Here is a 16964-nt window from a genome sequence, read left to right as displayed (position 1 = left end):
TCCATGCAGTTCTCTCACCTGTTGATCACGTTTCTGGCGCAGTTGGGCGTGATCAGCCTCACGCTCACGCTCTGTTCTCTCATACGGGATCGGGTTCAGGGTGACCTGACTGTTGCGCGTAAACTTGCCAGTGGCATCCTCTTTGGCGCAACGGCTGCCTTGTTGATGCACATGCCTGGTGAGTTGATCGACGGTTTTCGCTTCGATCTGCGCATCGTTCCTATCGCTGTCGTGGGCCTTATCTCCGGACCAATTGGGGCGGCGGTGGCTGCCGGTATCGCGTCTGCCTCCCGTATCTGGCTGGGTGGGGCTGGCGCGGCGCTTGGCCTGGTCGGGATATGGTTGGCGTTCGCCGTGGCAACAATTGGCTATCTGTTCGTAAAGCGCGGATTCAATCGGACGCCTGACGTTGTGGTGTTCAGTGCACTGAGTGCTGGCATTGCGTTCCTAGTGTTGTTCTTGATACCGCCAAGCATCCGGCTACAAATCAGCCAGGAAAACGCGCATTACGTGCTTCTGTTTCTAAACTTCTTGGCAACATTGATCTCAGGTTTCTTTGTTCGCATCGATAGCTTGCGACGTGAAAACGCCAAGCTCAACGCTCTTCACCGACAAATTGTGAGTGCACTTCCGGACGCTCTCAGTGTCAAGGACCTGGAAGGCCGCTTCCTGATCGCAAATGAAGCTACCGCAAGATTGATGGGAGCGGCAGACTCGGCCGACATGGTGGGCAAGTCGGATTTCGATTACTACAAACCAGAGGAAGCCGCCGAACTCTGGCGGCAGGAGCAGGCATTCATTGAAAGGCGCAATCCAGTCGTACTCGAACAGCAGTTCGACCGACACGGGCAAACCGTCTGGCTCAGCACGATCAAGGCACCCTATTTTGATGAAGCTGGAAACCTTAGAGGCATAGTCAGTCATACATCGGATGTGACCTCTCAAAAATTGATCCAGGCAGAACTGCTTTCTGCACAGGTTCTGTTGGAGACCGCGATGGCTGAGATGGCTGATGGGCTCGCAATGTTTGACCGCGAGTGCCGGCTGGTGATGTGGAACTCGCGGTATTTGGAGTTTTTTCCGTATGTAGATAACGAGACGTGTCGGGGGCGTACGCTGGCGGAATTGCTGACGGCAGGCGTTTTGCGTGGCCAGATAAGGATTCCGCCCGATGTCTCCCCGCTGTCATGGGTTGACGATGAGGTGGAGCGCAGTCAGTCGGCAGCAGCTTCTGAGCTGGTGCTGAATGATGGGCGGTCCGTCTCAAAGACCACACGGGTGCTCGGTGATGGGGGTTGGGTCACACTGTACTCGGACATCAGTGAGAAGAAGGCGGCTGTCACGCAGCTTGAACGCTTTGCCAGCAAAGACGGATTAACTGATCTCGCCAATCGGCGGATATTTGACAAACAATTGGTGGAGATCTTCCAAAGCTGTCGTAAGGCGTCGAGCGAATTGTCTCTTCTGATGATCGATGTTGATCACTTCAAAGCCTACAACGACACGTACGGCCACCCCGCCGGTGATGAGGTTCTTCGAGAGGTGGCAAGGGTCCTTCAGCAGGCATGTCGTACCGAACTGGATCTCGTTGCGCGATATGGGGGAGAGGAATTCGCCGTTATTCTCCCGCGATCATCCGAAGAAGAAGCACACGCTATCGCGGGCCGATTGGCCGCAGGTGTGCGCATGCTCGATATTCCGCACCTCTCTAGTCCGAAAGGCCGCGTAACTGTTTCTATCGGTATAGGCACACTGGCCCAAAACATGAGCGATCCTCAGCACCTGCTCCGCAAGTGCGACGAGGCCCTTTATGCAGCGAAAGCAGCGGGGCGCGATAAGGTTCGGGCAGCAAGCGAGGCGGAGGCGCTGCCTTTCCCTTGAAGCTTCCCCATTGGTACAGTCGGCTGGGTATTTGGAGCTGGATTGTGGTTCCGCATTGGAGCATTTTTATCCATGCTTAATGGCGCTGTCAGCCGTTGTCTCTAGGCGTTGAGGCTGCCCCAGGCCCTCCGGCGTTCGTGGCGCCGCGGTCTGATCAAGTGGCTACGAAAGAATAGCAGGAACGTTGCCGCGGATAATCAGGTGGCACCTATCGGTCGGTGACTGGGATGGGGGCTGCGCGCTCTTCCGTGTCATGCTCGCGCTCTAGATAGTCATCGATGTAGAGATCGTTGACCAATTGCATACCAAGTGCCGTCAGGGGCGTTGCGAGCGCGAGGCCCACGATGCCGAAGAGTGATCCAAAGGCGAGCTGTGAACAGATCACGAGGAGAGGGGGAAGCGAGACCTTCTCCTTCTGGACCAGCGGCGTGATGATGTAGCTCTCTAGCGTCTGAACCACCAGATAGACCCCGAGGACCATGAGGACCGTGTTCATTCCGTCAGGCACGGCGAGCAGAAGACCGGGTGTTGCTGCCAGAACTGGCCCGAGGTTCGGTATGAAAGCGAGCAGCCCCGCTATCAACCCGAGAACGAGGGCGAGTGGTATCCCGATGAACCATAATCCGAGACCTGTCAGCACTCCGACGACCGTCATCGAGATCAATTGCGCAGACAGCCAGCTCTGCAGCGTTTGAACCGAATTCGACAGAACGCTTTCGGCCCTCGGTCGAGCGGAGGGAGCGAAAAGCTTCAGAAAACCTCGCTTGTAGGTATGCGGATCGAAGGCTCCGTAAAGCGCGATGAACACCAGCAGGACAGAGCTGCCGGCATAGCCAAAGATGGATGAGACGGCGCGGGTTGCGGTTCCACCGGAGGCCGATGAAAAGACCTCGACCTCGCTGGCCCGCTCCAAGGCTTCGCGGCCCCAGGCATATTCCTCGACTGATGACTTGAGGCTGTCCAGAGTTTCTGGAACCTGTCGCCAAAGCTCATCCACCTGTTCGGAGATGGCAGGCGCGATTGCGGCACCTCCCGCAGACAACAATAACACGCCGCTGACGAGACAGACTGCAACGCCCCAGCCCGGGCCGATAGAAAGCAACCTGCCGACTGCGACACCACATGAGCGAAGGAGGATAGCGAGCAGCAGGCCCCCAAAAATCATCAGAACCGTGTGCGGTAGAAGCAAGAGAAGAATAAGAAGGCTTGCGAAGACCAGTGTTACCGAAATCGGGCGACGTCCCCAGCTAGTCATTGTCGAGCCGCTGCTCTTCTGCCCGGCTGTCTGCTCTGTCATCCTGTCTCCGTTTCTCATCCAGCGCGATGGTCCCACCCGCGAAGCTGGCCAAAGTCACGATCGCGACAGTGCCAAGGATGGCGACTGGCACCATCGTCGCGGCAAAGCGTTCGGCGCGCCTACGGTCGGGGATCTCGCGCATCGTGGCGGACCTGTTTGATTTCGGGGCGCGCATTTCCTTGAAGTTTGTCCAGCCGCGTCTCCGTCTGGAGGGAACTATGTGTCCCCCGAACCTGTTCCCTCGATGGGACGCGAAGTTCAAAAGGCTCGCCGCTTCCCCAGTTCAATTTGGCAAAGGAGAATAGTCATGCTCAAGTTTCTCGGCGGCACCATCGGTGTCATCTTTCTCATCGGTTTGGCCGTGGTGGTTCTTCTCCTGATGCTGATCTTCTGATGCCTGAGACTGCCGGCGCTGGCAGGCGGTTCAGCCTGCTGGTGGCCACGATGTTCCTCGGGCTCCTCTTGGTTCTGGCAAATCGGGCCGCGGCGCAGGAGGATGCGGACACCGTAAGGCTGGACGGCCGCGCTCTATTCTCAGTCAGCTCAAGCGATTCCCTTCGCGCTGAAGAACGGGCTCGACGGGTGGAACAGCGGCTTCGCGTCTTGGTCAGAGCGCTCGAAACTGTCCCGAAGGCTGCCGTCGAAGCTTCGGGAGATGAGCGTATCGTCGTGGTAGCGGGTGTTCGGATCACGACCGTCTCGCCGATCGATGCAGAAGACAGCCTTACCGACATCGATACCCTGGCAGGCCGCTGGGCAACTGCGATCGAAACGGGCCTTCGAGATGCTGTCGATCGCCGTGAGGGTTTCGGCGGCGGGTTCTTCGCTGACACCATGGCAGCCCTACAAACCGTTCTTTCCCGGGCCTGGAGTTCGGTGATCAGCGTCGTTCCGCGATTGCTGGCCGCTGCGCTGGTGATGGGCGCCACCTTGCTGGTCGCTTCCGGGGTAAATCGCGTACTCGTCGTTTTCTTCAAGCGCCGGATCGCCGACAAAACACTCGAGAACCTGATCCGGCAACTGTCGTATTATTCGCTCATTCTGCTGGGAGTGCTCATTGCCGCCGATGCGTTGGGGTTCAGTCCGGGCGCGCTGGTGACGGGACTCGGCCTGACCGGTCTCGTGCTCGGTTTCGCACTCAAGGACATCCTGTCGAATTTTGTCAGTGGTCTATTGATCCTGGCGCTTCGGCCGTTCGAAATCGGGGATCAGATTGTTGTCGGACCGACGGAGGGTTCGGTCGAACGGATCGAACTGCGTGCAACGCAGATCCGCACCTATGACGGCCGCGTGGCACTGGTGCCGAATGCCGAAGTCTTCACTTCGCGTATTGTCAACAACACCGCAGATCCGATCCGTCGTGGCAATGTCCTGCTTCAGGTCGGCTATAGCACTGATCTGGACGCTTTGGTCGAGCGTTTGCGCGGATCTGTCGCTTCGGTTCAGGGTGTGCTTGACGACCGCCCGGTGACGGTTCGGATCGATGAATTGGCAGCCGATGCCATCACCATGAACATCGGTTTCTGGACGGATTCACTCCGGTCCGATTACAAGCAAACCACATCTGATGTTCGCCGGCACATTGCCTCCACCATGGAAGACATGGGCCTTCCTCTTCCAGAGCCCGATCTCTGGCGCGTTGCGCCTGCCCATCTCGACGAATGGAAAACCGCGTTGTCTTGGCGCGATGGCTCATCGCACCCGGCGCAAGGGCATAAAGATGAATGATGATGTGAAACGGAAGGAGCGACATATGACACCCAAACGGATCATCGCGGTGCTGACCATGCTCGCCAGCACGACTACGGCACCTCAGGCTCTGGGGCAATCCTCCCCGTATCCAGGGTACGACCCTGCCGAACTCTTCGGATACGAAATCGATGTCAGGGAAACGGACAACAAGCGTATCGCCGAGAGGGCGCTGCGTGCAGTCAAGCGGGCGAGAGAAACGGCCGAGGAAGTCAAAATGGTCTTTGGCGCCAATCGATTCCACTTCGTTGCGCTGAAGCAGGACAGCATGGACATGGTGGCACCGGAGCTCGCGAAGCGGGAGAACGACGTCTCGCGTTTGCAGGCCGCGATCGAGAGCAGCGCCTTGTTCTACACGGCCATGCGAAGCGAGGGCGTTGCCGCCAGAGACGTCATCGCAGCGGAGCTTGCTGACGGAGAGAGTGGCCTGAGTTCCGAAAAGCGAGTGACGATCTATCTGGCACCGTAATGGTATCGTTCCCAGAACTACACAGTCAAAGAAGAGGTGATCGCGCCTCTTCTTTCGTCAAGGACGGAATGAGCGAAGCATGACACCGAACATCCTGCAACCAGGTCGAAACTGTTGGAAGAAGGCGCGCGCGGACCGCTTCGGTGTGATCTTTGACGCCGAAGATTATTTCATTGCCGTCAAGCAAGCGATCCTCGAAGCCCGGCACGTGGTGTACCTGATCGGCTGGGATTTCGACACCCGGATCGAGTTCGAGCCGGAGGGTGCCAGTCTCGAGGGGCCGAACAAGCTGGGACGGTTTCTAAAGTGGATCGGCAAGACCCGTCCCGATCTGCAGGTCCATATCCTCAAATGGGATCTGGGCTTGTTCACATCCCTGGGACGGGGAACCATGCCCTTCCGCCTCCTCAACCTCATGTCCTCTTCCAACATCCACTTCAAACTGGATGGCGCGCATCCGCCTGCCTCCGCCCATCACCAGAAGATCGTGGTCGTCGACGACGTGCTGGCCTTCTGCGGCGGGATCGACATAACCACCGAGCGCTGGGACACGCGCTGGCATTTGGACGACGATGCGCGTCGCAAAATGCCGAATGGCAAGCCGCACGGGCCATGGCACGACGCGACATCGGTTCTGAGCGGACCTGTTGCAAAGCTGCTGGGTGATGTCGCCCGTGAGCGATGGTTCGCGGCCACTGACGAGAAACTCGCAGAACCGACCCGCAGCGATCCTCTTTGGCCGGAGGCAGTCCAGGTGTTGCTCAGCGATGTCGAGGTTGCAATCGCGCGCACGCTCCCCGCCTATCGAGATCAGTCCGAGGTCCGGGAAATCGAGACGCTCTATCTCGACGCGATCGCCGGCGCGAAAGACATCATCTATTGCGAGAGCCAGTATTTCGCATCCCGCCGGATTGCCGAGGCCATGGCAGCCCGCCTGCGGGAGCCGGGTGGTCCCGAGATCATTGTGATCAACCCCGAATCCGCAGATGGATATCTGGAATCCAAAACCATGGATACGGCGCGAGCACGTCTGCTCCAACTCGTAGGCGCGGCAGACCGCCACGACAGGTTTCGCATCTTCACGCCGGTCACCGAACAGGGAAGCCGGATCTACGTGCATGCGAAGATCACGATTATCGACGATCGGCTGCTGCGCGTCGGGTCCTCCAACTTCAACAACCGCTCGATGGGATTTGATTCCGAATGTGATATTGCCATCGAGGCCCCCTCTGACGATAGGGCAGGCGCAACCGCATCGGTAATCGAGACGATCCGGACGGAGCTTTTGGCCGAGCATCTTGCGACTGAGCCGCATGCGATCCGCGACGCCGTCGCTTTGGCGAAAGGATCGTTCGTAAAAGCCATCGATCGCCTGGTTGGGCCGGGAAAGACGCTGCGGCCTTACGTGCCTGGCGAGGTCGGCGCCTTCGAGGAGATGTTGGCAGAAAACGACCTTCTGGACCCCGAGAGCCCCAAAAAGTTCTATGCGAGCTTGACGGGAGGCAATTGGCGCCCGGGGTCTTTGCGGTGATCTAAAACGCTCTTGTCGGAATGGAATCAGTTCTGTCGGCTGAAATCGTTCATGGTCGGTCCCGCAAGTTAAGCAGGAGATCGTGGCTGGTATCCCGCTCTGCGTGGCGCGCTAACTCTTGACGTTACGGTCGCTCCACTGTTGGCGAGCATGGGCTTGAAGATCCGGTATGCTGTCGAATTCATCCACGATCTCTTCGCCGATCAGCGTTTCGATGAGATCTTCCAGGGTCACGATCCCTGCAGTTCCTCCGAACTCATCAACAACCAGAGCGACATGCCGATCCTTGTGGATGAGAAAATCGAAAAGCTCCTCCAGTGGCATCGCCTCTGTGACTGCCTCGAGATCGCGCTTCATCTCCTGCAGACGCGTGCCGCCCTTCCCATCCACGGCTTCGTAGAGAATGTCTGTCTTGAGCACGAAGCCGACGACCTGATCGATCGAACCGTCGAAGACCGGGATGCGAGAGAACTTCAGGTCGGCCTTGCGCGCTATCACCGCATCGATCGTCGACTTCTGTTCGAGCGCATAAACGACAGTGCGCGGGGTCATGATGTCAGCGACGGTCAGTCGATCAAATTTCAGAAGGTTGCGGAAGACCTTGGAATCCCCCTTGTCGATGACACCTTCGCGATGGCCGATGTCGGCCATTGCCGCAATCTCGTCGCGGCTGACGGGCGGCTGCGGCCTGCCGCGCGACAGCAGACGGGTGATGAGCTGCGACATCTTCACCAATGGCCACATGGACCAGATCATCGGCGGCAGGACACGCGCGGCCAGCGGCGTGAATGCTCTCCAGTACATCGCACCCAGCGTCTTTGGGATGATCTCCGAAAGCACCAGGATCAGCAGTGTCAGCACGGCCGAGAAAACCGCGATTGCAGCATCTCCGAAGACATGGGCTGCCTGGGCACCCGCTCCGGCCGCACCCGCAGTGTGGGCAACGGTATTCAGGCTGAGGATGGCTGCCAAGGGGCGATCGACATCGTCCTTGAGCATCTTCACCTTGCGGGCAGTCTCCGGCTGTGTCGCTTCGAGCGTGGCGGTATAGCTCGGCGTAATGCTCAACAATACCGCTTCGAGGATCGAGCATACAAACGAGATAGAGATCGCAATTGCAACGTAGATGACAAGCAGGGTCATGGGTTTTCCAGGGTCGAAGGAGAGCTTAAGGAACGCAACCTCGGAAGGTTCCATCCATTCGCCAATGGTTTCGAGGCTGGATTGTTCCTGATCGGGCAACATGGTGCCGCATTCATCCACGCCACCGGCGTAGCGACGGGTATGGTCAAAAGTACCGGTGATCGCAGTTCGCTACGATTGGGGAACAGATCCGCATCGCAAGGGTTTCCTCTATTCAACACCACAGGAGGAAATCATGGACCATAGCAATCATGCCCGTCTCGCCGCGACCGAGCTCACCCCAGCGGTCTTGGAGGGGGCGACCGTCTACGGCGCCGACGACCACAAAGTCGGCAAAGTGGATCATGTCCACGGCGCGGGTGCCGGCAGCCAGGCGATCATCGACGTGGGTGGTTTCCTTGGCATCGGAGCGAAGCCCGTAGCTGTGCCGCTGACGGATCTTGAATTCATGCGTGACGAAGATGGCGAGGTTCATGCCGTCACAACTTGGACCAAGGATCAGCTCAAGGACATGCCTGAGCACCACCACTAAGAAGACCGCATCGGCAAAGCGATACATAGAAGAAGCCCGGCCACTGTGCCGGGCTTTGTCGTATGGGCGCGAAAGACCTGCATGCAGCCCTGAATGCCATATCCATGCGAGGCTTCGGATTTCACGCATCGGTGCGCTGATCTCAGCGAAGTTCTGCCGTTGCGTCGGCGCCGGCGACAGGAACATTCCCCGGCTGGCGTACCGCGGGAACCATTGGGGCATTGCAAGGTTGGGCACCTGAAACTTCACAAAATTTGAATGGATCCCCCAATGCCCACCGAAAAGACTTTGTCTGACCTTTTCCTTGATACGCTCAAGGACATCTACTTTGCCGAAAAGCAGATCCTGAAGGCCCTCCCGAAGATGGCGCGCGCCGCGCAGTCGGAAGAGGGCAAGGCTGGCTTCCTGCAGCACCGCGAGGAAACGCAAGGCCAGATCGAGCGTCTGGAGCAGATTTTCGAATTGCTCGGCAAGCCGGCTCGCGGCAAGACCTGCGAAGCCATCCAGGGCATCCTCGCCGAGGGCGAAGAGATCATGGAAGACTACAAGGGCACAGCTGCCCTTGATGCAGGTCTGATTTCCTCGGCACAGGCCGTCGAGCATTATGAAATCGCCCGTTACGGCACGCTCAAGTCTTGGGCCAAGCAGCTCGGCCTGAAAGAAGCGATCCCGTTGCTGGATGCCAATCTTCAGGAAGAGATTGCCACTGACCAGAAGCTGACGGCTCTCGGCGAGGCTTCGGCAAACGCCAAGAGCATGAAGAAGGCCAGCTAAGCCGGCTCCGATCTCTGCGAGACCGCCCCTTGAGGCGGTCTTTTGCTTTTCAAGCAGCTTATCTCACCACCATCAGAGCACGTGCTCCAGGAGTTCTCCATGGCCAAGACATCAACCCGTGGGTCCGTTGGGTCCAAAACTGCGACTGCCAAGATCCACGACCAAACGATGCAGCGCGGCGAAGGGGGCGAGCTGCATCAGATCGCCGAGGGCGACGCGCCTATGCTGACGACAGCCCAGGGCGGCCCAGTCTCCGACGACCAGAATTCTCTGCGCGTTGGGCCACGTGGTCCTTTGGTCATGGATGACTTCCATTTCCGCGAGAAGATTTTCCACTTCGACCACGAACGCATCCCCGAGCGGGTGGTCCATGCCCGCGGCTACGGCGCGCACGGCTATTTCGAAACCTATGAATCCCTCGCCGCCTATACCAAGGCCGATCTCTTCCAGCGTCCGGGAGAAAAGACCGAAGCCTTCGTCCGATTCTCGACGGTGGCCGGTAACAAGGGGTCCGCCGACCTTGCGCGCGATGTCCGCGGCTTTGCGGTCAAGCTCTATACCCAGGAGGGCAATTGGGATCTCGTCGGCAACAACATCCCGGTTTTCTTCATCCAGGATGCCATCAAGTTCCCGGATCTGATCCATGCCGCCAAGCAGGAACCGGACCGGGCCTTCCCGCAGGCACAGACCGCCCATGACACCTTCTGGGATTTCATCAGCCTGACGCCAGAAAGCATGAACATGGTCATGTGGATCATGTCGGACCGCACGATCCCGCGCTCCTTCCGCTTCATGGAAGGTTTTGGCGTTCACACCTTCCGCTTCGTCAACGCCAAGGACGAATCCACCTTCGTCAAGTTCCACTGGAAGCCGAAGCTGGGTTTGCAGTCGGTGGCCTGGAACGAGGCGGTCAAGATCAACGGCGCCGATCCGGATTTCCATCGTCGCGATCTCTGGCAATCCATCCAGTCCGGCAATTTCCCGGAATGGGAATTGCAGGTTCAGCTGTTCGATCAGGAATTTGCAGACAGCTTCGACTTCGACGTGCTCGATCCGACGAAGATCATTCCCGAGGAGATCCTTCCGCCTGTCGCCATCGGCAGGCTGGTGCTCGACCGCATGCCCGACAACTTCTTTGCGGAGACCGAGCAGGTTGCCTTCATGACGCAGAACGTGCCGCCGGGCATCGATTTCAGCAATGATCCGTTGCTGCAGGGACGCAATTTCTCCTATCTCGACACACAGCTGAAGCGGCTCGGCGGGCCGAACTTCACCCATCTGCCAATCAATGCGCCCAAATGTCCCTTTGCGACCTTCCAGCAGGATGGTCACATGGCGATGCGCAATCCGGTTGGCCGGGCGAATTACCAGCCCAACTCCTTTGGCGAAGGGCCGAGGGAATCGCCGACGCGCGGTTATCGCCATTTCCCGGCGGAAGAGCAGGGGACCAAGGCACGTCTGCGCCCCGAAAGCTTTGCCGACCACTACAGCCAGGCGCGGCAGTTCTATATCAGTCAGACGCCCCCGGAGCAGCGCCACATCGCAGCGGCTCTGACCTTCGAACTGAGCAAGGTGGAAACCGCCGTGATCCGTGAGCGCATGGTCTCCCATCTTCTCAACATCGATGAGACACTGGCCAATACCGTGGCCCAGAAGCTCGGGTTTAAGTCGATGCCGAAACCGGCAGATGCCGCGATGCCGACGCGCCAGGATCTGGAGCCGGCGCCATCTCTCAGCATCGTGGAACGCGGCCCGAGACGCTTCGAGGGCCGCAAGCTCGGCATTCTGATTACCGATGGCGTTGATGCGAAGCTGCTCAAAGGTCTGACCACGGCGATCACCAAGGAAAAAGCCGTCTTCGAGCTGATTGCGCCGAAGGTCGGCGGCGTCAAGGCGTCGGATGGGTCCTGGATCGAGGTCCACCATATGATCGACGGCGGGCCATCGGTCCTATTCGATGCCGTCGCGCTGCTGACATCGGCAGAGGCGATGGATGACCTCGTCAAGGAAGCGACCGCAAGGGACTTCGTCGCCGACGCCTTCCAGCACTGCAAGTTTATTGGCTACGACAAGTCGGCCATGCCACTTCTCAAAAAGGCCGGAATTTCAGAGGCGCTCGATGAAGGCGTGATCGAATTGCCGGGTGAGGAGGGTCTGGACGTGTTCGTGACGTCCCTTGGGAAGCTGCGGGTCTGGGGGAGGGAGCCGTCCGTGAAGCTGGGCAAGGCTTCCGTACCGGAGTAACCGGTTCGGCCCCCAGTTGATGGGGGCCAGCCATCGTCTCTGCTTCAGAGCGAGCGAGCCTTCGGGGCGTCGCTCGCAAGCAGGCGCGCCATTGCTTCGGTGATGGTGAGGTCGTCGTAGGGTTTGGAGAAGAAGCGGCTTCCGACAGGTAACATGCTTTCTTCGACTATGGCAGCACCGGAGGCGACGATCAGCTTCACGGGTGGCCACCGATCACGAATGTAATGGGACAGCTTGATACCGTCCATCGTTCCCGGCATCTGCACATCGGTAAACACGAGGTCAATGTCATCCCGCGTTTCGAGGATACGGATCGCCTCGTCGGCATCGCCAGCTTCCAGCGCTTCATTACCCGCAGACAGGACGAGATCGACTGCGCTCATTCGTATGAGCGGACTGTCTTCCACGATAAGGACGACCGCTTTGCCGTTCTTCATTGTTCACTCGCTGTATGAGAATGGCTGCAGTAGTGCAGCCCTTGGCGCTTCAGGGACCGATTTGATCCCTAAGCCGCCGGCGAGAACCCGGTCCGCAGGCTGGACGCTTCGTTATGGCGGATTGTAACCACCGTACCTGGATCAGCGTCGCTCAACTCAATCTCGCCTTCGAGGTTCTTGACGAGCGCTTCCACGATACCGGTCCCTAAACCCGCCTTGGGCGTATCGTTCCCCACAGGCATTCCAATTCCATTGTCTGAAATGGACAACGTCCAGTCTTTGCCGGAGGATCGATAGTCGATCTCGATCGTTCCGTTCCTGTCGTCGGTAAAGGCATGCTTGAGGGCATTGATCACGAGTTCGGTGACGATGAGACCCAGGCTGATGGAAACATCCGCCAGGACGGAGCTATCATCGACCTTCACCTGGATCGACAGTCTTTCGGGGTCCGCGATCATCGAAGCGCCGAGGCTTTGGCAAAGTTGGGTGAAATAGGCACGCAGCTCGACGTTCCCACCGGCGGACGTGGAAAGCTGACGTTGCAGGGCTGCAATCGACATGATGCGTTGACGTGCGTCATGGAGATGCCCGCGGACTTCCTCCGACTGAACACGGCGCGCACTCTGCATCAACACGCTGGCGATGATTTGCAGGCTGTTGGCGACCCGGTGCTGGACTTCCTGCAGAAGGATGGCCTTGTCGCGAACCAGGTCGTCTTTCAGACGAGCCTCTGCGCGCATGTCGGTCACGTCGGTGATGGCGACGAGCAGGCGAATATGCTCGAGGTCACCGTCGTCGAGCTTGCGTGCATTGATGATCAACTGTCGCGTTTTCAGGTCCGGCCGCTTCAGGTCGATCTCATAGGCATCGATGCTCGCACTGCCGTTGACGGTCGCGGTCAACAGGGACTCGAGCCTGGGCATGGCCCATTCCCCGTGCCCGAGTTCGCCGAGGCGCTTGCCGGCGACGGAGGCCGGGGCAATCTCGAATGCCCGGCAGAAGGATGCGCTCGCTGCGATGATCCTGAGATCAGCAGACAGAAACAGTAGCGGTTCGTTGGAAGAGATCACCACGGCCAGCGTGCTGGCAGCTTCGAAATGCACTTTCGGTATCTGTGACATTGTAAGGCCCTCAAGGGCCGGAGACTCACGGCGCAAGTCATGACTCGGCAGGAGCGTCAAAAAAAAGACCGATCAGGTCAATTTTAACATCGTCACTGTACCACACGTTGTGCCGGAGCCTTGCATCATTTATCCGAAACTTGGCTCAGACAGCCTGAATTGTCTGGTATCTTGCCAATTATCAAGCCAAAAACGGAATGGTTTGGAGAGAGCCAACCCTGTACGATTTGCTCGGGGCGATCAGAGTGCAGCCTTAGATTGAGAGGACGCAGTCCCGTTACCTTGCCCGAAGATCGGTCCAGTTCATCCACCAGATATCCGCCTGATCTGCAGGGGTGCCGTGGGGACAGCTAGTGTGCCAGATCACTCACCCGCATTCTCAAGGTCACCACGACCCCTCCTGCGGTCCAATCGTATACGATTGACCCACCGAGATGACCACCCACGGTTCGTTGGAGCAGCTTGCTGCCATATCCCTCAGGTAAATTTTTCGGGACATCCGCGCAGCCTTGCTCGCTCCATAGGATCTCCACATCCTCCTCGACGGTTGAGCCGGAGATATCGAGCAAGCCTTGCTCGGCCGATAACGCACCGTATTTCAGCGAATTGGTCGCCAGCTCGTGGATCACGAGGGCAAGGCTCGTGGCCGCCTTCTCTCCGATCCCCATACGAGGAACGGCAACACGAATACGACCTGCAAAGGCGCTCAGGTCGTCATACGGCGCCAAAAGCACCGAAAACAGATCGCCGAGCAGAGCGGCACTTCCCTGGCCATTGGGGAGGGGTCTGACCAGATCATGGGCCCGCCCCAGCGCCGTCAGCCTCTGGGTCAATTGCTTCGCCATCTCCTCTTTCGTCTCGGTCGTCCGCGACGTGATCGTCGTCAGGCCAGACGCCAGAGCGAGAAGGTTCTTCACCCGGTGGCTCATTTCGCCGGCAAGCAGCTCGTGACCCTCCTCCGCTTGCTTGCGCCCCGTGACATCGAGAAAGATGCCCGTCATCTTCCGGGCGGCGGCGTCGCCGTTACCCCCCAGGCCGCGCGCAGAAATCCAGCGCACGTCCGATGCGCTCGTCAATATTCTGAAGTCGATTTCGAACTGACCTTCGACGACACGTGTGGCGACAAAGGCCGCCCTGACGCGGTCCCGGTCGGCAGGATGTACCTGGGCGGACAGGTGTTCGAATGTGAGCCCGGTTTCCGGGGGAAGGTCCCAGAGCTCGAAGCCTCTGGCATCCATGACGAAATCGTCGTTTTCAACAATCCACGTCCAGAGAGCGACCCCGGCAGAATCGATGGCACTGCGGAGCGCGCGTGCATCCCAGTCAGTATGAATCGGACTGTTGTTGTTCAAAAGAAGCTCTCCCGCTCAACGGCGCAGCTAATCAATCCACAATCCGTGGATGACCTTACAGCTAAAAGCCCGCCCGTGACCAGTCTGTTCCCTTCGCGGCACATTTCCCCGACGCGCTTTGGAGTGCGAAGAGATGAAGTTATCGATTATAACGAAAGACAGGCAAAGTGCGGAACTTTAATCACGCGCTCGTGTTCTTGCTCCGAGACCTAGCAACCAGGTCTGCAAAGAGGAAAACCCATGAAAAAGATGATTTTCGCGGCGGCGCTCGTATGCGCCACGGCAGTGTCTGCCTATGCCCAGACCACGACGGTTCCGGCCACGGATGGCGACACGCCTGCCGTAGCGACACCGGATACGCCGAATGCTGCAGCCCCTGTGGAGGGCGCGAATTCCTTTACCGAAGAACAGGCACAGCAGCGCATTGAAGAGGCCGGCTACACCGGCGTTGCCGACCTCAAGCTCGACGACCAGGGCGTCTGGCAAGCCACTGCAATGAAGGACGGCAAGTCCATGCCAGTGGCCATGGATTACCAGGGCAACGTCGTCTCGAAATAATTCTGCGAAACTGCAGAGAAAGGTCATTTCCCATGAAAACCGTTACTGGACTCTTTGACACCTATGGTCATGCAACCGCGGCTGTCAGCGCGCTCGAAGCCCGTGGCATCCCGTCCGACGATATCAGCATTGTTTCCAACAATGTCGACAACGCTCACAGGCATGAGGACAACGACAATGGCGCCGCAGAAGGTGCTGGCACCGGTGCCGGTATCGGCGCTGTGGTCGGTGGCGCCGGCGGTCTTCTGACAGGCCTCGGCATCATGGCCATTCCCGGGGTCGGCCCGGTCGTCGCCGCCGGTTGGCTTGCCGCCACTGCGGCGGGCGCCATTGCAGGCGCCGTTGCCGGTGGTGCGGCTGGTGGCCTGATCGGTGCCCTGACCGATTCAGGTGTCTCCGAAGATGAAGCTCATGTCTACGCGGAAGGTGTGCGCCGTGGCGGCACGCTTGTCACAGCTCGCGTGGATGACGGGATGGAAGCCGAGGCAGAAGCGATCCTCAAGCGGTCCAATCGCGTCGATCCGATGGCGCGCCGCCAGGCCTATTCGGAGCAGGGTTGGACGAAGTTCGATCATTCCGCTGATCCCTATGGCCCAGCCGAGATCGAGCAGGAGCGTGATCGGTATCGGGTTCGCACCCTCTAACTTATAGCAATCGAGGATCGGCTCACGCCGGTCCTCGACTTCGTCGTTGAATATCATTTATCAACAGGGATGTCGGTTGGCTTTCCGGAACCACAGAAAGTCACCCATGCGAAGCATTTCCGATACGATCGAGCGGCTCGCTCGCGCCCGCGCGCAGACGGCAGACGCCACAGGCCAGCCGAACAAGCTGACCAGACTGGCCGACCCTTCGCGAAACCCTGGCCAGCTCACCGGCTGGTATCAGTGCCCGGACAGTCCAGCTTCCCCGCCCGCTCTTGTGGTCGTCCTGCATGGCTGCACACAGACGGCGGCCGCCTATGATCATGGCTCCGGCTGGTCCAGGCTTGCCGAGGACTATGGTTTTGCGGTCCTCTTTCCGGAACAGTCCCGCCAGAACAATGCCAATCTCTGTTTCAACTGGTTCCAGAGCGATGACGTCACCCGCGACAAGGGCGAGGTCTTGTCGATCCGCGAGATGGTGGCAAGCATGATCGAGGTTCACGGCGTGGATCCGCGGCGTGTGTTCGTCACCGGCCTTTCGGCAGGTGGCGCCATGGCCAATTCGCTTCTCGCCTCCTATCCCGAAGTCTTTACCGGTGGTGCGATCATCGCTGGCCTTCCCTTCGGCGTTGCCTCCACGGTGCCGGAAGCATTCGACCGCATGCGCGGGCACGGGATTCCATCCTCAACCACGCTCGATGCCGGACTTCGGAACGCTTCGCGACACGAAGGGCCGTGGCCGACCGTCTCCGTCTGGCACGGAACCAAGGACAACACTGTCGCAGAAGCAAATGCCCTGGCCATCATCGATCAGTGGCGCGGTGTTCACGGCGCTGAGGCCGGGTCGAACCACGCTCGGGACGTAGATGGTCATAGGCTGGAAATCTGGAAAGACGCATCCGGCCGCGATGCTATCGAGCATTACCGGATTGTTGGAATGGGTCATGGAACGCCCGTCGATGCGGCGTCCGGATACGGTCGACCTGCCGCTCACATGCTCGATGTCGGTATATCCTCCACCGTGCACATTGCGCGCGCCTGGGGGCTGACCCCGTCCTTCGAGCGGAGAGAAAAAACCGAAGCGTCGGATGCGCCAGGCGCTAGGTCGCAGCCTGGTCAACCACAGATGCCTCAGGGGATTCAGCAGGTCATCGAGGACGCATTGCGGGCCGCAGGGCTGATGAAGTGAAGTCATCACGGATGTAGGGCTTTGCTGCCGAGGTTGGATGAAG

At 58.9% G+C, this 16964-nt stretch carries 17 protein-coding genes; 11 read left to right on the top strand and 6 right to left on the bottom strand.

Features of this window, described 5'->3' with window-relative positions; translation table 11 throughout:
* Positions 1-3: 3 nt before the first annotated feature.
* Positions 4-1881, top strand: a complete 1878-nt coding sequence (locus E9677_RS01990; protein WP_136556420.1) for a diguanylate cyclase — start codon at positions 4-6, stop codon at positions 1879-1881.
* 208 nt (positions 1882-2089) lie between these two features.
* Here E9677_RS01990 and E9677_RS01985 read toward each other — a convergent pair whose 3' ends face one another.
* Complete coding sequence (locus E9677_RS01985; protein WP_136557157.1) at positions 2090-3136, bottom strand: AI-2E family transporter; 1047 nt, start codon at positions 3134-3136, stop codon at positions 2090-2092.
* Positions 3129-3320, bottom strand: coding sequence for a hypothetical protein (locus E9677_RS25100; RefSeq protein WP_168801077.1), 192 nt, complete (start codon positions 3318-3320; stop codon positions 3129-3131). The genes E9677_RS01985 and E9677_RS25100 overlap by 8 nt, the downstream gene beginning before the upstream one ends.
* 102 nt (positions 3321-3422) lie before the next feature.
* Here E9677_RS25100 and E9677_RS25955 point away from each other — a divergent pair, with 102 nt between their 5' ends.
* The 4 genes from E9677_RS25955 (at position 3423) to E9677_RS01970 (ending at position 6927) form a co-directional block, all read left to right on the top strand.
* Complete coding sequence (locus E9677_RS25955; RefSeq protein ID WP_456238977.1) at positions 3423-3572, top strand: small membrane protein YohP; 150 nt, start codon at positions 3423-3425, stop codon at positions 3570-3572.
* On the top strand, positions 3572-4906 hold the full coding sequence (locus E9677_RS01980) for a mechanosensitive ion channel family protein (protein ID WP_136556419.1): 1335 nt from the start codon (positions 3572-3574) through the stop codon (positions 4904-4906). Before E9677_RS25955 ends, E9677_RS01980 begins: the two co-directional genes overlap by 1 nt.
* Positions 4907-4931: 25 nt before the next feature.
* The gene (locus E9677_RS01975; RefSeq protein WP_136556418.1) at positions 4932-5396 is read left to right on the top strand and encodes a hypothetical protein; all 465 of its coding nucleotides are present in this window, start codon (positions 4932-4934) and stop codon (positions 5394-5396) included.
* A gap of 79 nt (positions 5397-5475) precedes the next feature.
* Positions 5476-6927, top strand: coding sequence for a phospholipase D-like domain-containing protein (locus E9677_RS01970; protein ID WP_136556417.1), 1452 nt, complete (start codon positions 5476-5478; stop codon positions 6925-6927).
* Between the two features lie 111 nt (positions 6928-7038).
* Here E9677_RS01970 and E9677_RS01965 read toward each other — a convergent pair whose 3' ends face one another.
* Positions 7039-8070, bottom strand: coding sequence for a CNNM domain-containing protein (locus E9677_RS01965; RefSeq protein ID WP_136556416.1), 1032 nt, complete (start codon positions 8068-8070; stop codon positions 7039-7041).
* Between the two features lie 235 nt (positions 8071-8305).
* Between E9677_RS01965 and E9677_RS01960 the strand changes: the two genes are divergently transcribed.
* From E9677_RS01960 to katE, 3 genes are all read left to right on the top strand, one after another.
* Positions 8306-8602, top strand: coding sequence for a PRC-barrel domain-containing protein (locus E9677_RS01960; RefSeq protein ID WP_136556415.1), 297 nt, complete (start codon positions 8306-8308; stop codon positions 8600-8602).
* A gap of 270 nt (positions 8603-8872) precedes the next feature.
* On the top strand, positions 8873-9376 hold the full coding sequence (locus E9677_RS01955) for a YciE/YciF ferroxidase family protein (RefSeq protein ID WP_136556414.1): 504 nt from the start codon (positions 8873-8875) through the stop codon (positions 9374-9376).
* 99 nt (positions 9377-9475) lie between these two features.
* Complete coding sequence (gene katE / locus E9677_RS01950; protein ID WP_136556413.1) at positions 9476-11620, top strand: catalase; 2145 nt, start codon at positions 9476-9478, stop codon at positions 11618-11620.
* Between the two features lie 44 nt (positions 11621-11664).
* Here the strand turns inward: katE and E9677_RS01945 are convergent, their stop codons facing one another.
* From E9677_RS01945 to E9677_RS01935, 3 genes are all read right to left on the bottom strand, one after another.
* Positions 11665-12057 (bottom strand): response regulator, encoded by a 393-nt coding sequence (locus tag E9677_RS01945; protein WP_136556412.1) that lies wholly within the window; start codon positions 12055-12057, stop codon positions 11665-11667.
* A 68-nt stretch (positions 12058-12125) separates the two neighbouring features.
* On the bottom strand, positions 12126-13178 hold the full coding sequence (locus tag E9677_RS01940; RefSeq protein WP_136556411.1) for a sensor histidine kinase: 1053 nt from the start codon (positions 13176-13178) through the stop codon (positions 12126-12128).
* Positions 13179-13528: 350 nt separating this feature from the next.
* Positions 13529-14530, bottom strand: coding sequence for a sensor histidine kinase (locus E9677_RS01935; protein ID WP_235882830.1), 1002 nt, complete (start codon positions 14528-14530; stop codon positions 13529-13531).
* A gap of 240 nt (positions 14531-14770) precedes the next feature.
* Here E9677_RS01935 and E9677_RS01930 point away from each other — a divergent pair, with 240 nt between their 5' ends.
* From E9677_RS01930 to E9677_RS01920, 3 genes are all read left to right on the top strand, one after another.
* Positions 14771-15088 (top strand): PepSY domain-containing protein, encoded by a 318-nt coding sequence (locus E9677_RS01930; RefSeq protein ID WP_136556410.1) that lies wholly within the window; start codon positions 14771-14773, stop codon positions 15086-15088.
* A 32-nt stretch (positions 15089-15120) separates the two neighbouring features.
* Positions 15121-15732, top strand: coding sequence for a general stress protein (locus E9677_RS01925; protein WP_136556409.1), 612 nt, complete (start codon positions 15121-15123; stop codon positions 15730-15732).
* Between the two features lie 106 nt (positions 15733-15838).
* Entirely contained in the window at positions 15839-16921 is a 1083-nt protein-coding gene (locus tag E9677_RS01920) for an extracellular catalytic domain type 1 short-chain-length polyhydroxyalkanoate depolymerase (protein WP_136556408.1), read from the top strand.
* Positions 16922-16964 lie beyond the last annotated feature (43 nt).

This window comes from Peteryoungia rhizophila (genome assembly GCF_004912145.1).
Taxonomy (GTDB): Bacteria; Pseudomonadota; Alphaproteobacteria; order Rhizobiales; family Rhizobiaceae; genus Allorhizobium; species Allorhizobium rhizophilum.
Note: the sequence above shows the minus strand (reverse complement) of the source record. Positions and strands in the feature narration are given on the sequence as shown.

Excerpts from the sequence above, each read along its gene's own strand:
- E9677_RS01990 (WP_136556420.1), top strand. The coding sequence starts at position 4 with ATGCAGTTCTCTCACCTGTTGATCACGTTTCTGGCGCAGTTGGGCGTG.
- E9677_RS01985 (WP_136557157.1), bottom strand. The coding sequence starts at position 3,136 with ATGACTAGCTGGGGACGTCGCCCGATTTCGGTAACACTGGTCTTCGCA.
- E9677_RS25100 (WP_168801077.1), bottom strand. The coding sequence starts at position 3,320 with ATGCGCGAGATCCCCGACCGTAGGCGCGCCGAACGCTTTGCCGCGACG.
- E9677_RS25955 (WP_456238977.1), top strand. The coding sequence starts at position 3,423 with ATGGGACGCGAAGTTCAAAAGGCTCGCCGCTTCCCCAGTTCAATTTGG.
- E9677_RS01980 (WP_136556419.1), top strand. The coding sequence starts at position 3,572 with ATGCCTGAGACTGCCGGCGCTGGCAGGCGGTTCAGCCTGCTGGTGGCC.
- E9677_RS01975 (WP_136556418.1), top strand. The coding sequence starts at position 4,932 with ATGACACCCAAACGGATCATCGCGGTGCTGACCATGCTCGCCAGCACG.
- E9677_RS01970 (WP_136556417.1), top strand. The coding sequence starts at position 5,476 with ATGACACCGAACATCCTGCAACCAGGTCGAAACTGTTGGAAGAAGGCG.
- E9677_RS01965 (WP_136556416.1), bottom strand. The coding sequence starts at position 8,070 with ATGACCCTGCTTGTCATCTACGTTGCAATTGCGATCTCTATCTCGTTT.
- E9677_RS01960 (WP_136556415.1), top strand. The coding sequence starts at position 8,306 with ATGGACCATAGCAATCATGCCCGTCTCGCCGCGACCGAGCTCACCCCA.
- E9677_RS01955 (WP_136556414.1), top strand. The coding sequence starts at position 8,873 with ATGCCCACCGAAAAGACTTTGTCTGACCTTTTCCTTGATACGCTCAAG.
- katE (WP_136556413.1), top strand. The coding sequence starts at position 9,476 with ATGGCCAAGACATCAACCCGTGGGTCCGTTGGGTCCAAAACTGCGACT.
- E9677_RS01945 (WP_136556412.1), bottom strand. The coding sequence starts at position 12,057 with ATGAAGAACGGCAAAGCGGTCGTCCTTATCGTGGAAGACAGTCCGCTC.
- E9677_RS01940 (WP_136556411.1), bottom strand. The coding sequence starts at position 13,178 with ATGTCACAGATACCGAAAGTGCATTTCGAAGCTGCCAGCACGCTGGCC.
- E9677_RS01930 (WP_136556410.1), top strand. The coding sequence starts at position 14,771 with ATGAAAAAGATGATTTTCGCGGCGGCGCTCGTATGCGCCACGGCAGTG.
- E9677_RS01925 (WP_136556409.1), top strand. The coding sequence starts at position 15,121 with ATGAAAACCGTTACTGGACTCTTTGACACCTATGGTCATGCAACCGCG.
- E9677_RS01920 (WP_136556408.1), top strand. The coding sequence starts at position 15,839 with ATGCGAAGCATTTCCGATACGATCGAGCGGCTCGCTCGCGCCCGCGCG.